Origin of the sequence: Pseudoalteromonas sp. MM1 (assembly GCF_030296835.1) — a bacterium.
GTDB lineage: Bacteria > Pseudomonadota > Gammaproteobacteria > Enterobacterales > Alteromonadaceae > Pseudoalteromonas.
Genome location: NZ_AP027922.1, coordinates 264940 through 281210 on the forward strand (window position 1 = coordinate 264940; position 16271 = coordinate 281210).

Below are 16271 nucleotides of genomic sequence, written 5' to 3' on the forward strand. Positions count from 1 at the left end.
TGCAATTAGTTATTCAAAGGTGAAAATCACAATGGTTTTAGACAGGCAAGGGTACGATGACCTGATCATGTATCTAACTCAAAATTTAGCGTTATTTGAGAAGCCAGGTGAAATCAAACCCGGTGCGCCAACCGTTATGGAACTCATAGAAGACGTAATAGCGCAAAATGTGATGTTAATTTGTGAGCAGCATACCAACCTTAATACCGAACAACGTAGCCAAATAGTGCGCGAGGTAGACGGTATTGTTTACGACTTACAAGAAGTACTAAGCAGCATTACCTCACAACCCGTTACGGTTGAACAACACGCATTTATAGATGAGTTTGCTGGGCTTATTAAAAACCTATTTGATAATGCGGTAACACAAACCTCTTAACGTTACCCGTTAGCACAGCGCAGTATGACCTAATGACTGCGCTCCTATGACTTCTCGCCTTATTAATAATATCAATCCGCAAAATGATTAAGTATTATTGCGAATGGGTATAACACCACTAAATTTAATCTCAGCGCTCACGTATCGTTGCAGATTGTTATACAATCAACAAAAATTTTTTAGAGATAAACACATGCAAGCAAATGTAAAATGGGTTGAAGGCGACACCTTTATTGGTCGTTCTAATTCTAATCACAATGTCGTTTTTGATGCCGGCAGCGACAGCGCTGCACCAAGTCCAATGGAAATGGTACTTATGTCGGTTGGGTGTTGTTCGTCGGTTGACGTGGTAAGTATTTTAAAAAAAGCCAAACAAGATTTTTCTGATGTGCAAGTGCAGTTAAGCTCAGAGCGCGCCGAAACAGCGCCGCGTGTATTTACTAAAATTAATTTACACTTTGTTGTTACAGGTAATAATGTCTCGGAAAAACACCTTGCGCGTGCGGTTTCGCTTTCTGCTGAAAAGTATTGTTCTGTTGCTTTAATGCTTGATAAAACAGTAGAAATTACCCATAGCCACGAAGTTGTGCAAGAACAGGTAAAATAACGCTTTTTCCGTGAGGAAAATTCGTATAAAATCCGCGAACTTTTCATTCTGCAGGTGCAGATTTCACTAATTTATAGGTTGGTTTATCATGAACAAACCCTTCGATAAACTTAAACTTCATGGCTTTAATAATTTAACCAAAAGTTTAAGCTTTAGTATTTACGACATTTGCTACGCAAAGACCGAGCAACAACGTAAAGAATATATTGAATATATCGACGAGCAGTACAGTGCAGATAGACTAACCGACATACTAGGTGATGTTGTTGATATTATTGGTGCTAACATTTTAAATGTGGCGCGCCAAGATTATGAACCACAAGGCGCAAGTGTAACTATTTTGGTTTCGGAAGAGCCGGTAGAAGAGCAGCAAAATTACGATGCTGACGAAGCGCCAGGCCCATTACCCGACTCTGTTGTTGCGCACCTAGATAAAAGCCACATTTGTGTACATACCTACCCAGAAGCACACCCTGATGATGGTATTTGTACATTCCGTGCTGATATTGAAGTATCTACCTGTGGCATTATTTCGCCACTTAAAGCGTTAAACTTCTTAATTCATAGCCTAGAGTCAGACGTGGTAACGATTGACTACCGTGTACGTGGCTTTACTCGCGACGTAAACGGGGTTAAACACTACATTGACCACGCTATTAACTCGATTCAAAACTTCATGACAGAAGATACCAAAGAAGCGTACCAAATGATGGACGTGAACGTGTATCAAGAAAACCTGTTCCACACTAAAATGATGTTAAAAGAAACCGACTTAAATACCTATTTATTCGGCCTTTCTACTGATGAGTTATCGGATGAAGAAGAGGAAGAAATTCGCTCTAAACTAACCCGTGAAATGCAGGAAATATTCTACGGTCGTAACCTACCAGACGCAGAATAAACAGTTTAAAATAATTTGATTTTATTAAAAATGGCGCTCAGTGAGCGCCATTTTTTATGGGGTAATATTATTGCTATTAATTAAGCATGCTGTAAATAAGTGCACATACGGCCAGTGAGCCCACAGCAAGTACAAACAAGGTACTTAAACGGTTGCGGTATTTACTCAGCGCAGGCACTTTGTACACGGCAATCATAGGCATAATAAATAAAATCATCGCGATGATAGGGCCAGATAGCTGATCCATCATGTCTAAAATGCTTGGATTTTTAACCGCGCAAAACCAAATAGCAAAAAACATAATGAGTACGCCAATTTTGTCGGCTACTTTTGCGCTTAAGCTCGTTTGCTTAGTCACCAAACCGGTAAAGCTTTCGCGTGCTCCTAAAAAGTGCCCTAAAAACGATGAGGTAATAGCAATAAAGGCAACCAGCGGTCCAAGGGTCGCGATATACGAATTACTGGTGATGTTAGCAAGGTAAGATAAAATCGATACGTTCGCCGCTTTAGCAGCAGCCATTTGCTCGCTAGTAAGCGAAAGCACGCACGAAAACACAAACAGCAGTACAAATACAATAAGCAGTAAGCTAGTGCGCTTTAAAATAGCCTCAGCCTTATTGGTGGCCTGATTGCCATAATGACCACGCTGTACGTTCACAAAGCTTGAAATAGCCGCCGCATGGCTAAACGAAAACACAATAATAGGAATAGATAACCACAGTGTTTTAGTAAAGCTGCCCGCCTCAGGAAAGCTCATATCTGGCATTTGCCAGCTCGGAATTAAATATATCGATAAGCAAAATAAAATACCTACCAATGGGTAAACCAAAATAGCAAAGGCACGCAGCATTAAACGCTCGCCGCCCATCATTAGGCTTATCATACCTGCAACTAATACACCCGAAAGTAACACGCGAGAAGGTGATTCCACTCCCATTTGGTTCACCATAAAGCTATCAACTGTATTTGTTAAACCAACGCCGTAAATAAGCAAAATGGGGAATATAGATAAAAAGTATAATAAAGAGATTAACCTACCTGCTGTTACACCAAAGTGCTCCTCAACAACATCGGTAAAATCTGAATCTTTATTTTTAGACGACAACACAAAGCGGGCTAAACCACGGTGCGCTAAAAAGGTCATTGGAAAGGCTAAACACGCCATAATAATCAGTGGCCAAAAACCACCTATACCAATGTTAATAGGTAAAAATAAAATGCCCGCGCCAACGGCGGTACCAAAAAGGCTTAACGTCCACTGCGTATCGTGCAGATTCCATTTAGAAGTAGGTGTGTGTTCACCTGTTGTTGATGCATTTGAAAGCGTTGCATCTTGTGATGGTGTCATGTGTGTGCTCATCCATTATTTAAATAATAATCGCGCGCAAGAATATAGTTTTTAGCTAAAACTTTCATGTTTTGAGGCGTTTTGTAGACTAATTAATTAGACGCCGTTGCAGCAAAAGTGTCATGAATACGAAACAGCGCTGTAAAATTAAACAAATACCTCAACCAGCACAGTTGTAGGTTGGGTAGAGCGAAGCGAAACCCAACACGCCCATAGTGTTTTTCAAGCACTAAAGCAAAGATAGGCGGTTGTAATAACGTAAAAATAGGGGAGCCATTTTTATTGCTTCCAACTAATATCAAAGCTTGCTTACAAAACCTGTTAAGTAGCCGCCATTGCTTAGAACTTCATAAGAGATTTATTCTAAACTCCGTTATACTTCCTGCTATTAAATATGCCAAACAAAGTAAACAGGCTGCTAACTGCAATGAGCAAAGATATTCTTTTTCATACTACTTTTGCACACGAAACCAGTAAAATATGGGTTGTATTTGTTCATGGCGCAGGGGGGAGTTCGGCAATTTGGTTTCGCCAACTTAAAGCCTATAAAAAAGAATATAATGTATTGCTGCTCGATCTTCGTGGTCACGGTAAATCAAATAACTTAGTGCAAAACTTTGTAGATAATAATTACTCGTTTAATAAGGTCTCTAAAGACATTATCGATGTGCTAGATCATAACAACATCCCTAACGCACACTTTGTTGGTATTTCACTGGGCACGATTCTTATTCGAAATATTGCTGAAATTGCGCCGCAATATGTTTCTAGCATGGTGCTAGGTGGAGCGGTTACTCGTTTTAATACTCGCAGTAATACCTTGGTTTATTTAGGGAATACGTTTAAACACTTATTGCCTTATATGTGGCTGTATCGCTTATTTGCTTTTATTATGATGCCGAAAAAGCGCCATAAAGAATCTCGACTTTTGTTTGTTCGTGAAGCAAAACGCTTGTGCCAAAAAGAGTTTATAAAGTGGTTTAAATTAGCCATGGACGTAAACCCCTTAATGCAGTATTTCAAAGAAAAAGACATTGATATACCCATTCTTTACATTATGGGTAAAGAAGATCACATGTTCCTTGGCCCTGTTAAAGAAATGGTAAAGCGCCATAAAAATAGCGTACTGCAAACTATTCACCATTGCGGCCATGTTTGTAACGTAGAGCGCCCTGACTTATTCAACCAGCACTCGCTTGCTTTTATCGCCCAGCAAAACCGTTAAGGGTTACCGCTTTTAAAAAGCGTTCAATTAATGGCAAGTATCTAGTAATAAAACTAAAACAGCCACCCTTAGCAAATTGGAATGGGTCATTCTTTTTTTGTTTTCGTACTAAACTAAAAACAAGGCTTGCCGCTTAAGTAATAAACCCAAAATGTCATATCGTCATCCAAGTCTTAAAGTCAAGGTAGGCTGTTTTCATAGCGAACAGCGTATCCGATATAATATTTATAATTGGTAATAACCTACACGCTTTGATATTAATAGAAGCTCGAAAAGTGAGAATATCCCACGTAATGATTGAAAAAAGCCTCTCAAAACTTGGAGGTATTACTTTTCACAAGAAGCTATTAGTGCCACTAATTAGGAGTGACTTACATGAGTGGGGATATGTTTGGGATAAACCTGAATGATTGGCTTGAAGGAACAATTGCAAAGGTTAAAAATAATGAACCTTGGAATAAAGCGTGGATAAATACCTATAAGGATTTAGGTGGCCAAAGTTTAGAAAGTGGAAAGAAATCTTGCCCAAAGAACGCCGCGAGAGTGTTATATCAAAACGGGAGAATAGCAGGATATGATGAAAATTATAAAACAGTCTCATTTCAGGAGGTTATAGAGAATGATTCTGTAAATGGGGTTTATGCTCTTATGGCTATTGATGAACTAAAACAAAATAATAGTATTGAACTTAGTTCGCTTGTAAAAGCTGTTCATTGCAAATTCGAGAAGCAGTTTGGTTCAGCTCCTAACTCAGATCAAGGTGCTATAAAATTAACATTCAAACTATGGCATTTGAATAAAATTGTTCAACAATAAGCTAAAGCTATCACTTGTCTTGCTGACAACTGATAGCTAACCACTCAAAACTGCTTTTATCCCTCTAAAGCCGAAACAATAAAATACGGATTCAAATATTCATCTTTGGTGTTATACAAAAGCGGGCTGCCATCAAGTTTGGTTACTTTAGCGCCGGCTATTTCGGCGATTGCATGGCCGGCACCCGTATCCCACTCACAGGTTGGGCCTAAGCGTGGGTAAATATCAGCGCTGCCTTCGGCAACTAAACATAATTTTAGTGAGCTGCCTTTTGAGACCATTTCAACGTCGTCAAAGCGTTTTACAAACTCGGCTAAATCAGGTGACGGGTGCGAGCGGCTGCCTACAACACGTATTAACCCTTTGTTAGGCTTAGTGGTAACTTTAAGCTCTATTCGTTCATCGCCTTTGTCTTTAAACGCGCCAATGTCGTTACTGGCTAAGTACGATACGCCAAGCGCGGGTGCATCAACTACAGCAAGTACGGGTTTACCGTTTTCGATTAGGGCTATGTTTACGGTAAATTCGCCGTTCTTTTTTATAAACTCTTTTGTGCCGTCGATGGGGTCTACTAACCAGTAGCTTTTCCAGGTTTGGCGAATATCCCAGCTTATATCAGCGCTTTCTTCGCTGAGTATAGGTGTGTCGGGAGTGAGCTGTTTAAGCCCTGCCGCAATCACTTTATGAGCTGCTAAATCGGCGTCGGTTACTGGGCTTTCATCGGCTTTGTATTCAACGTTAAAGTCCTTTTCGTAAATCCCCATTATGGCTTGGCCTGCTTTGCGGGCAAGTATGAGGGTTTCTTCTAGTAGCTCGGTTTGGTTCATTGGGGTTAACCTATAATATGCTTTTGTTTTAGATACGTTATCAGTTGAGTAACCGATTGGTCTAGGGTGTTTTTACTGGTATCTAAAATTATTTCTGGGTTGTTGGGTATTTCGTAGCTTGAGTCGATGCCAGTAAAGTGTTTTATCTCTCCTGCGCGGGCTTTTTTGTATAAGCCTTTAGGGTCGCGGCTTTCACATACATCAAGCGGGGTATCTATAAATACTTCAATAAACTCGCCGTCGTCTACTAAATTGCGCACCATGTCGCGCTCTGCTCTAAATGGCGAGATAAACGCAGTAAGCACTAATAAGCCTGCATCGGTCATGAGCTTAGCGGTTTCGCCAACGCGGCGTATGTTTTCAATGCGATCTTCGTCGCTAAAGCCTAGGTCTTTACATAAGCCGTGGCGTACGTTGTCGCCATCAAGTAGGTAGGTGTGCGCGCCTTGCTGGTTAAGCGCCGCTTCTAGTGCATTAGCTACGGTGCTTTTGCCAGAGCCTGAAAAACCGGTAAACCATAAAATGGCCGGTTTATGCTTTTTTTGCTCACTACGCTGTGCTTTTGTGGTTGCGTAGTTATGCCAAACAATATTTTCATCCATAGTGGTGAGTCTCTTGTACTTTAAGCGCCAGTATTAAAACGGAAATACCAGCGGGATCAAGGTTAATACCGTGATTGAATAAATAATGGAAAGGGGCAAGCCCATTGTTATGTAATCTTTTAAGCGGTAGTTACCCGCACTATAAACCATAAGGTTAGTTTGATACCCAAACGGCGATATAAAACTGGCCGATGCACCAAACGCTACCGCCATAATAAAGGGGAGTGGGTCTACATTAAAACCCACTGCTAGCGAGTAAGCCACAGGGAATGAAAGTGCTGCTGCGGCATTATTAGTAATAAGCTCGGTGAATAACACGGTCATTAAAAATATGGCGATAAACGCGCCATAAGGGCCAAAATCACCTAGAACCATAAATAGGGCGCTTGATATTTGCCCGGCAAGCCCGGTTTCTATCATTAATTTAGCAAGCCCTATGGCACTGCCTACGACTGCGAGTAGCTCAATTGGAAAGCGACGTTTTACTTCACTCAGTTTAACTGTACCGCTAAGCAGTAAGCCAATTAATAATACCAGTAAGCCTTTAACAAGCGGCACTATACCTACAATACTTAGCCCTAATACAGCAGCAAAGCCTGCTAATACAATATTAGATTGCTTAGGTTTTAAGTGGGTTTGTAAGTCAAACCCCGATATATACACAAATTCGCGGTTTAAATTAGGCAAAGAATAAAAGCTTTTACCTGGGGCGAGTATTAAGGAATCGCCGGCTTGCAATTGCACTTGCCCAAGGCCGCCTTGTAAGCGGTCGTGCCCGCGGCGAATGGCAATAACCGCGGCATGAAACTGCTCTCTAAAGCGCCCTTCTTTTACGGTTTTACCTATAAACTTAGAGGATTGGCTTACCACTACTTCTACTAAGTGTTCTATGTCTTTTTCGTGGTTGTCGTGCACTACTTTTAGGCCATCAAAACGCTGAAGTAGCGGCACCGACTTTATATCGCCTACAAACAGCAGTACGTCGTTTTGCCTAATAATTTGCTGAGGTGTTACTGCGTATATACGCTCATCGCCGCGAATAATTTCGGCGAGGAATAAATCTTTTAAATCGCGTAGACCGTTTTCTTCTACGGTGCGGCCAATAAGCTTAGAGCCTGCCTGCACTTTTCCCTCTAAATAAAAGGGAATAACTTCTTGCGCGTTTTTGCCGTTGTCGGGTAGGTATTTGAGCATTACTAAAATAGTAATGAGGCCCACACTTAATGCGCCAATGCCTACAAGTGTAAAATCAAAAAAGCCCAGTGGCGCCATGCCTGCATCTACCGCAAAGCCATTTACAATTAAGTTGGTTGATGTACCAATAAGTGTGATGGTGCCGCCTAATATAGCCGTGTACGACAGCGGTAACAGTAGCTTTGAGGGGGAATGATTTGGGTTGTCTTTTATGGCGGTAATAAGCGATGCAACCACCGCGGTGTTATTAGTAAACGATGACAAAAAGGCGGTAGATAAGCCAAGTTTGGTAACCGATTTTACTAAGCTTCCTTTAGATAGTGATTGCGATAGTTTTTGAATTAAAGTGGTTTTTTCAATCGCAATTGAAACAAGTACCAATAACACTAAGGTAATAAGTGACGGGTTAGCGTAGTTTACTAACATGCTTTCAAGGTCAATCAGGCCTGTTAAATAACCTGTACCAATAGCACTTACAAATAACCATGCAGGATTAATGCGGGTGCCAAAAAGGCACCCAACTAAGGTAAGCATAATGCCTGTTAAAACCAGCTGCTCTACCATGCTTTTATATTCCTAACAGACATTTTTTATACTTACAGTTTTGAGATATCAAGCGCTTGCCAATGTGGGAAGTGCTTGCGTACTAAACTATTAAACTCAATTTCAAAGTCGCTGAAATCGCTTTGTTGTTTTTCGCTTTTTAGTACTTGCTCAATCATACCTGCTGCAACCGTTAAGTTAGATAAGCGGTCGATAAGGATAAATGAGCCAGTTTCGTGGTTGTTGTGATACTCGTCAGCTAATATTGTTTCGCTTAGTTCAAGCGTGACAATGGCAATTTCGTTTAGCTGCAGTGAATCGGCTGTGCCGTGCTCTAGGGTATTTACATCAATAGTGTGGTCAATCTTTTTAACCACGACAGATGTATTTTTGCTACCTAGTTTTATGTTGTAACTTTTACCTAGTACCAGCGGCGCTTCGTGCATCCACACAAGTTTTGCTTGTATAAGGTTAGTTACTGTAGCCGTTGAGCTTGCCGGTACTATTACGTCACCGCGGCTAATATCTATTTCGCTATTAAGGGTAACGGTAATTGCTTGGCCAGCTTCTGCATGATCTAGGTTGCCATTAAAGGTTACTATTTCTTTAATGTTTGACGTTTTACCCGACGGTAATACTTTTACTGCATCGCCAACGTGTAACTTGCCTGATGCCAACGTGCCCTGAAAACCACGGAAGTTTAAGTTAGGGCGTACCACGTACTGCACAGGTAAGCGTGCTTCAAAACCGGTATCGGTTTCTGCCGCTGGTGAGTCTTCTAAAAGCTCAAGCAATGGCTTGTCGGTGTAATAAGGCGTATGCGCAGAGCGTGTTACTACGTTATCGCCTTTAAGCGCCGACATAGGCACAAACTTAATATTTGTTACGTTAAGTTGCTCAGCAAATTTAAGGTAATCGGCTTTGATTTTTTCATAAACGGTTTCGTCAAAATCAACGATATCCATTTTATTAATCGCTACCACAAACTGTTTAATACCGAGCGAGTCACAAATAAAGCTATGGCGCTTAGTTTGTACTTGCACACCGTAGCGAGCATCAACCAAAATAATGGCTACATCGCTTGTTGATGCGCCCGTTACCATGTTGCGTGTGTATTGCTCGTGCCCTGGGGTGTCGGCAATAATAAATTTACGCTTAGCGGTTGAAAAATAACGGTACGCTACGTCAATAGTAATGCCTTGCTCGCGCTCAGCTTGCAGGCCATCTACGAGTAGCGCTAAGTCGAGTTCTTCGCCTGCGTTACCTACTTTTTCGTTATCTTTATGAAGCGCTGCTAGCTGATCTTCATAAATTTGGTGGCTGTCGTGCAAAAGGCGGCCAATCAGTGTTGATTTGCCGTCGTCTACGCTGCCACAGGTAAGCATTCGTAATAAGCTTTTGTCTTGTTGGCGTGCTAGGTAGGCGTCTATGCCAATTTCTTTTACTTCGTTAATGGTGTCGTTAGTATTGGTAGACATTAGAAATACCCCTCACGTTTTTTCTTCTCCATTGAGCCTGCTGAGTCGTGATCGATTACACGGCCTTCACGTTCAGATGACGTAGATAACAGCATTTCTTCAATAATTTCTGTTAGGTTGCTAGCGGTTGATTCAACTGCACCGGTAAGCGGGTAACAGCCTAAAGTACGAAAACGTACCGACTTCATTTGTGGTACTTCACCCTCAGCAAGTGGCATGCGCTCATCGTCAACCATTATTAGGGTGCCATCGCGCTCTACTACTGGGCGCTCTTTCGCTAAATAAAGCGGAACCATTTCGATGTTTTCTTGGTAAATGTATTGCCAAATATCAAGCTCAGTCCAGTTAGATAGTGGGAATACACGAATGCTCTCACCTGGGTTAACTTGGCTATTATAGGTATTCCAAAGCTCTGGGCGTTGGTTTTTAGGGTCCCAACGGTGGTGTTTATCGCGGAACGAGTAAACACGCTCTTTAGCACGAGACTTTTCTTCATCGCGGCGTGCGCCACCAAATGCAGCATCAAAGCCGTATTTATCTAGCGCTTGCTTTAAGCCTTGAGTTTTCATTATGTCGGTATGCTTACCTGAGCCATGTGTAAACGGGCTGATGTTCATTTCTAGCCCTTCAGGATTTTTATGAACAATTAGGTCAAAGCCGTATTCTTTTGCAATGCGGTCGCGAAACTCAATCATTTCACGAAACTTCCAGTTGGTGTCTACGTGTAATAACGGAAACGGAATTTTTGCAGGGTAAAATGCTTTACGCGCTAAGTGCAAAAGTACCGACGAATCTTTACCAATTGAGTAAAGCATTACTGGGTTCTCAAACTCAGCGGCGACTTCGCGCATGATTTTGATACTTTCAGCTTCAAGTTGCTGAAGGTGAGTTAAAGCCATTGTTAGTCGTCCTACTAAAATGATTAAAAGTGATTAAGTAAAATATAATTATGTATTTGCTACGCCGGTTAGCGGCTGTGCAAAGCTACTGGTTTGCTCGTTTTGGCCAAACCATGCAAGCTGCGAGTGCAGGGCGGCTACTTCGCCAATAATAAGTAATGCTGGCGATACAACACGGTTGCGCTCTATTAAATCTGCAAGTTCACCTAATTGCCCCGTAACAACACGCTGGTTTTTACGGGTGCCGTTTTCGATTATGGCAACTGGCGTATTAGCGCTGCGGCCATGTTTTAAAAGCTGAGCCTGTATATGTGGCGATTTAATAACACCCATATAAATAGCTAAAGTTTGATGCGCTTTAGCAAGCGATTGCCAATCGAGTTCTTGGCCATCTTTTTTACAATGCCCTGTTACAAACTGGATGGCTTGTGCGTGGTCGCGGTGAGTAAGCGGAATACCCGCATACGCGCTACAGCCAGCGGCGGCAGTTATACCTGGCACTATTTGATAATTAACGTTATTGGCAGCCAGTACTTGTACTTCTTCACCACCACGGCCGTAAATAAAGGGGTCGCCACCTTTAATGCGGCATACCTTTTTACCTTGCTTGGCAAAATCAACCAGCATTTGGTTGGTATCTTCTTGCGCTACACTGTGATCGCCCATACGCTTGCCTACGCAGACTAAATCGGCATCACGGCGTACTAATTCCATAATTTCATCAGACACTAAATAGTCGTATACAACAACATCGGCTTGCTGCATTAGTTGCAGTGCTTTAAGTGTTAAAAGCTCAGGGTCGCCAGGGCCTGCACCTACTATGTATACTTCACCTTCTGGCTCAGCTTTGGCATCAAGCATTTGCTCTAGCTGCGCTTGTGCTGCATCGGTATTACCGGTTTGCACTTTGCTTACGACTGATGAATCAAACACGCCTTCCCAAAATTGGCGGCGATCAGCAAAGTGCTTAAAGCGCTGTTTTACTTTGTCTCTAAAGCTGCCAACTAAAGTAGCCAGTGGGCCAATGTGTTGTGGAATTAACGTTTCGAGCTTTTCACGTAAACGCCGTGCAAGTACTGGCGCAGTGCCTGCACTTGATATAGCAATGGTTATTGGGTCGCGATCTACAATTGATGGGAATATAAACGTACATTTTGGTTGGTCATCAACCACATTCACAAATACATTACGTGCGTTTGCCAGCTCAAATACAGTGTTGTTTACTTCGTCTAAGTCTGTGGCTGCTATAACTAGCATTTTGCCATCAAGGTGTGACTCATCAAAATAGGCATCAATAAGCGTTACTTCATTGTTGTGTGCATGCTCTTTTAGTTCATCACAAAACCAAGGTGCCACTAAGGTTACATTTGCGCGGGCTTTTAAAAACGCGCGACATTTGCGTAATGCGACCTCTCCACCGCCAACAACCAGCACAGGTTTGTTGTCGAGTTTGGTAAAGATAGGTAAATACTGCACGTGGTTAACACCTCTAAGTAAAATCTAAAATAAAACGCTATTGAGCAGTTGGCAGAATATAGCGCGTACTGGTAAGTAAAAAATAATTAAAACCAAGTTTATATAACCAAAAGTTATAATGGGTGGTCGTTTTAGGTTTAAGGCTTAATTTATCTGGGATTAAGACGAGTTACACGCAAAATAATGTGCTTATAGTGTTTGGTTATGAGCTATAGCGAGATTACGTTAATTTGTTACTATGATGCTAAACCTAATTTATCGCCTACTTAAAGGGATTACGTATGACTGTACAACACAACGATGCACACTTAGCGGTTTCGTTAATGGACCTAACCAGCCTAAATACAGCTGATACTTCAAACGATATTCAGCAGCTTGTAAATAGTATTAACCCACAATTGGGCACGCCTGCTGCAGTATGCGTTTACAGTAATTTTGTAGATGATGCAAAAATAGCATTGGCTGCGCGTGAGCTTAACCATGTAAAAGTAGCAACGGTTACAAATTTTCCAAGTGGTGATGCGCCACTGAGCGATGTGATAAACGAAACGCTAATAGCTATTGAGCGCGGCGCGGATGAAATAGATTTAGTTATACCCTATAAAGCACTTATTGCCGGTGAGGACTCTAAAGTGCTCGAGTATGTAACTCAAAGTAAAAAAGCTTGTGGTACAAAAGCGCAATTAAAAGTAATTATAGAAAGTGGCGAGCTTAAAACTGCAGAGTTAATCACTAAAGCAACAAACTTAGCGATTCAAGGCGGAGCTGATTTTGTAAAAACCAGCACAGGTAAAGTGGCAATAAATGCAACGCTCGACGCAACAAACATGATGCTCAATGCTATTAAGCAATCGGGCAAGGTTGTTGGTTTTAAAGCCGCCGGCGGTGTTAAAACAGTCGCCGATGCAAAGGAGTATTTAGCATTAACACGTTCAATAATGGGCGATGACTACTTGCAAGCCGCTACATTTAGGTTTGGCGCATCAAGCTTACTTAGTGATGTGTATAAAGTATTAGAAAAATAACCATTAAATTAAGCACTATGCCCTTATACAAGAGAGTAAATGATTGGCATACGAAATAATAATGGAATTAATTAATTAGATTTTCATATGTGGGTATCTTTTAGGCTTGTGTTAATGATTTGCGTAAGTATAATAGGCATCCACTTTGCAGGGGCGTAGTTCCAATTGGTAGAACAGCGGTCTCCAAAACCGACGGTTGGGAGTTCGAATCTCTCCGCCCCTGCCATTTTTACTCATAAATTGAGTAAGTCTGGGGTTAAAAATCGGTTTAAATAAGTCTGTTTTTAAGTTTAGATTTTAATGGATTAACCCTGCCGTTGTGTAGGGTTGTTGTGTCTGTAGTTAAGGTAATAATATTATGAGCACGAATGTAGAAACACCATCAAGTGCGATGGAGTCGGTAAAGTGGTTAGTAGCAATCGCGCTACTTGCAGGCGCAGTTGTTGGTAATCACATGTTTGCAGATCAGTCTGTATTACTACGTGCAATTGGCGTTGTGGTTGCTATAGCAGCAGGTTTAGGTATTGCCTCGCAAACCGCTAAAGGCCGTGACTTTTTAGCATTTGCTAAAGAAGCACGCATCGAAGTACGTAAAGTTGTTTGGCCAACGCGTCAAGAAACTACCCACACGACATTAATCGTAATGGTTGCAACAGTGATTATGGCGCTTATCCTTTGGGGATTAGATGGCATTTTATTCCGCGCTGTAGGCTTTTTAACTGGATTGGAGATCTGATCCCATGTCGGATGAGAACAAAGAAATTAAATTACGCTGGTACGTTGTACAAGCATTCTCTGGTTACGAAAAGCGTGTAGCGCAAACGTTATCAGAGCACATTAAAATTGAAGGTCTTGAAGAGAGCTTTGGTGAAATATTAGTACCAACAGAAGAAGTGGTTGAGATGCGCGCAGGTCAAAAGCGTAAATCTGAGCGTAAATTCTTCCCAGGTTACGTACTAGTACAAATGGACATGAACGATGCAAGCTGGCACTTAGTGAACAGCACTGAACGTGTAATGGGCTTTATTGGCGGTACTTCTGACCGTCCAGCGCCTATTAGTTCTAAAGAAGCAGAACGCATTCTTAACCGCTTACAAGAGAACGCTGAAGCACCTAAACCAGCTACATTATTTGAGCCAGGTGAGGTTGTTCGTGTTACTGATGGTCCATTTGCTGACTTTAGCGGTGTTGTTGAAGAAGTTGACTACGAAAAGAGCCGCGTAAAAGTGTCGGTGCTTATTTTCGGTCGTTCTACACCGGTTGAACTTGAATTTGGTCAAGTTGAACAAGATAAGTAATTGATTAAAAAAGCTTCGCCATTATTTACTTAAATTTTGGCACGAAGCTTGAAAAAGGCCGCTGATTAACTTATAATCAGCGGCCTTTTTGTATTAAGGCAAAAATTTATTTTTGCTAGCAAAAAGTACGAAACCAATTTTTAAACTGGGAAGCCGTTAGAGTACGCGTCCTCGCGCGCACAAGGCTAAGACCCACCAAATGAGGTATTTATAATGGCTAAAAAAGTTGAAGCTTTAATCAAGCTACAAGTTGCCGCTGGTATGGCTAATCCTAGTCCTCCAGTAGGTCCTGCACTAGGTCAACACGGTGTAAACATCATGGAATTCTGTAAAGCGTTTAACGCGCGTACAGAGTCTATCGAAAAAGGCGCTCCAGTTCCTGTAGTGATCTCTGTTTACGGTGACCGTTCATTTACGTTCGATATGAAAACGCCACCTGCTGCTTACTTACTTAAGAAAGCTGCTGGTATCAAATCAGGCTCAGGCCGTCCTAACACTGAAAAAGTAGGCACAGTAACTCGTGCTCAACTTGAAGAGATCGTTGAGACAAAACGAGCTGACCTTACAGCGGCTGATATGGACGCTGCGGTTCGCACTATCGCAGGTTCTGCGCGTGCGATGGGCTTGAACGTAGAGGACTAAGAAATGGCTAAATTAACTAAACGTATGCGTACTATCCGCGAAAAAGTGGAAGTAACTAAAGATTACGAAATCAATGAAGCAGTTGCTCTTTTAAAAGAGTTAGCGACAGCTAAATTCGTAGAAAGTGTTGACGTTGCTGTTAACCTTGGTATTGACGCTCGTAAATCTGACCAGAACGTTCGTGGTGCAACTGTACTACCTAACGGTACTGGCCGTGATGTTCGTGTTGCTGTATTCACTCAAGGCGCTAATGCAGAAGCTGCAAAAGAAGCCGGTGCTGAATTAGTAGGCATGGAAGATCTTGCTGAACTAGTTAAGAAAGGCGAGATGGATTTTGACGTTGTTGTTGCATCACCAGACGCTATGCGTGTTGTTGGTCAACTAGGTCAAATCTTAGGTCCACGTGGTCTTATGCCTAACCCTAAAACTGGTACTGTAACACCTAACGTTGCAGAAGCAGTTAAAAATGCGAAAGCAGGTCAAGTACGTTACCGTAATGACAAAAATGGTATCATCCATACTACTATCGGTAAGGTTGATTTCACTGCTGAGCAACTTCAACAAAACCTTGAAGCTCTAATTGTTGCGCTTAAGAAGGCTAAACCTTCTCAAGCTAAAGGTGTTTACGTTAAGAAAGTAACCATCTCTACAACAATGGGCGCAGGTGTTGCTGTTGACCAAAACACATTAAGCACAACTGTAGCTTAATAAGTGTTTACATGGCGTGAAATTTGTACTATAATTTTGCGCCATTTTGTTGAATAATTTATTGTTTAACAAGTAAAGAATTCGGGTTGAAGTCCATAATTTCGCTAAGCTCTTGAGTGATGCGATAAATTGGGCTTCCGTCCAAGACCGTAGGCGGCTTCGGCCTTAATATTACCTACGTAGACGGTGTGAATCCCCAGATAGATTTTTCCTAATCTCTTCTGGCTCTCGCCGTAAAAAGCATCTCTATCAGTTTGTTGATAGGGAAGAGTAAAACAGGGAAGCCGAGTGTCGGTGACCCAT

The 16271-nt window shown here is 41.7% G+C and carries 17 protein-coding genes and 1 tRNA gene; 11 read left to right on the forward strand and 7 right to left on the reverse strand.

Annotated features, from left to right (window positions below):
- Positions 1-31 precede the first annotated feature (31 nt).
- The 3 genes from QUE46_RS01220 to speD all read left to right on the forward strand — a co-directional run bounded on the left by QUE46_RS01220 (position 32) and on the right by speD (position 1887).
- Positions 32-379, forward strand: a complete 348-nt coding sequence (locus QUE46_RS01220; protein ID WP_286245882.1) for a DUF3802 family protein — start codon at positions 32-34, stop codon at positions 377-379.
- Between the two features lie 193 nt (positions 380-572).
- On the forward strand, positions 573-986 hold the full coding sequence (locus QUE46_RS01225) for an OsmC family protein (protein ID WP_004588192.1): 414 nt from the start codon (positions 573-575) through the stop codon (positions 984-986).
- A gap of 88 nt (positions 987-1074) precedes the next feature.
- The gene (gene speD, locus QUE46_RS01230) at positions 1075-1887 is read left to right on the forward strand and encodes an adenosylmethionine decarboxylase (protein WP_004588193.1); all 813 of its coding nucleotides are present in this window, start codon (positions 1075-1077) and stop codon (positions 1885-1887) included.
- A 76-nt stretch (positions 1888-1963) separates the two neighbouring features.
- Here the strand turns inward: speD and QUE46_RS01235 are convergent, their stop codons facing one another.
- On the reverse strand, positions 1964-3235 hold the full coding sequence (locus QUE46_RS01235) for an aromatic amino acid transport family protein (RefSeq protein WP_286245883.1): 1272 nt from the start codon (positions 3233-3235) through the stop codon (positions 1964-1966).
- A gap of 427 nt (positions 3236-3662) precedes the next feature.
- Here QUE46_RS01235 and QUE46_RS01240 point away from each other — a divergent pair, with 427 nt between their 5' ends.
- Both QUE46_RS01240 and QUE46_RS01245 read left to right on the forward strand, forming a co-directional pair.
- Positions 3663-4460, forward strand: a complete 798-nt coding sequence (locus QUE46_RS01240) for an alpha/beta fold hydrolase (RefSeq protein ID WP_286245884.1) — start codon at positions 3663-3665, stop codon at positions 4458-4460.
- 375 nt (positions 4461-4835) lie between these two features.
- Positions 4836-5276, forward strand: a complete 441-nt coding sequence (locus tag QUE46_RS01245) for a DUF6979 family protein (protein ID WP_286245885.1) — start codon at positions 4836-4838, stop codon at positions 5274-5276.
- A gap of 56 nt (positions 5277-5332) precedes the next feature.
- On the opposite strand, the gene cysQ is transcribed toward QUE46_RS01245, so the two are convergent.
- Genes cysQ through cysG form a run of 6 tightly spaced genes read right to left on the reverse strand, consistent with a single transcriptional unit; the run spans position 5333 to position 12295 of the window.
- The gene (gene cysQ, locus QUE46_RS01250) at positions 5333-6103 is read right to left on the reverse strand and encodes a 3'(2'),5'-bisphosphate nucleotidase CysQ (protein WP_286245886.1); all 771 of its coding nucleotides are present in this window, start codon (positions 6101-6103) and stop codon (positions 5333-5335) included.
- Positions 6104-6108: 5 nt separating this feature from the next.
- A complete protein-coding gene (gene cysC, locus QUE46_RS01255; protein ID WP_089346424.1) occupies positions 6109-6705 on the reverse strand; it encodes an adenylyl-sulfate kinase in 597 nt (198 codons plus the stop codon).
- 33 nt (positions 6706-6738) lie between these two features.
- Positions 6739-8463, reverse strand: coding sequence for an SLC13 family permease (locus QUE46_RS01260; protein ID WP_286245887.1), 1725 nt, complete (start codon positions 8461-8463; stop codon positions 6739-6741).
- 32 nt (positions 8464-8495) lie between these two features.
- Positions 8496-9920 carry a sulfate adenylyltransferase subunit CysN gene (gene cysN, locus QUE46_RS01265; protein ID WP_286245888.1) on the reverse strand — a complete coding sequence of 475 codons (1425 nt, stop codon included), beginning with the start codon at positions 9918-9920 and terminating at the stop codon, positions 8496-8498.
- Positions 9920-10819, reverse strand: a complete 900-nt coding sequence (cysD, locus tag QUE46_RS01270) for a sulfate adenylyltransferase subunit CysD (protein ID WP_286245889.1) — start codon at positions 10817-10819, stop codon at positions 9920-9922. Before cysD ends, cysN begins: the two co-directional genes overlap by 1 nt.
- A 48-nt stretch (positions 10820-10867) precedes the next feature.
- A complete protein-coding gene (gene cysG, locus QUE46_RS01275; protein ID WP_286245890.1) occupies positions 10868-12295 on the reverse strand; it encodes a siroheme synthase CysG in 1428 nt (475 codons plus the stop codon).
- Between the two features lie 281 nt (positions 12296-12576).
- On the opposite strand from cysG, the gene deoC reads away from it, so the two are divergent.
- The 6 genes from deoC (at position 12577) to rplA (ending at position 15968) form a co-directional block, all read left to right on the forward strand.
- Positions 12577-13320 (forward strand): deoxyribose-phosphate aldolase, encoded by a 744-nt coding sequence (gene deoC, locus QUE46_RS01280; RefSeq protein WP_286245891.1) that lies wholly within the window; start codon positions 12577-12579, stop codon positions 13318-13320.
- A gap of 149 nt (positions 13321-13469) precedes the next feature.
- Positions 13470-13546: transfer RNA gene (locus tag QUE46_RS01285), tRNA-Trp, on the forward strand.
- Between the two features lie 132 nt (positions 13547-13678).
- Positions 13679-14056 (forward strand): preprotein translocase subunit SecE, encoded by a 378-nt coding sequence (gene secE, locus QUE46_RS01290; RefSeq protein ID WP_004588203.1) that lies wholly within the window; start codon positions 13679-13681, stop codon positions 14054-14056.
- A gap of 4 nt (positions 14057-14060) precedes the next feature.
- Positions 14061-14618: a transcription termination/antitermination protein NusG gene (gene nusG / locus QUE46_RS01295; protein WP_024032045.1), complete on the forward strand. Its 558-nt coding sequence runs from the start codon at positions 14061-14063 to the stop codon at positions 14616-14618.
- A gap of 213 nt (positions 14619-14831) precedes the next feature.
- Positions 14832-15260 carry a 50S ribosomal protein L11 gene (rplK, locus tag QUE46_RS01300; RefSeq protein ID WP_004588205.1) on the forward strand — a complete coding sequence of 143 codons (429 nt, stop codon included), beginning with the start codon at positions 14832-14834 and terminating at the stop codon, positions 15258-15260.
- A 3-nt stretch (positions 15261-15263) separates the two neighbouring features.
- A complete protein-coding gene (rplA, locus tag QUE46_RS01305) occupies positions 15264-15968 on the forward strand; it encodes a 50S ribosomal protein L1 (protein WP_286245892.1) in 705 nt (234 codons plus the stop codon).
- Positions 15969-16271 lie beyond the last annotated feature (303 nt).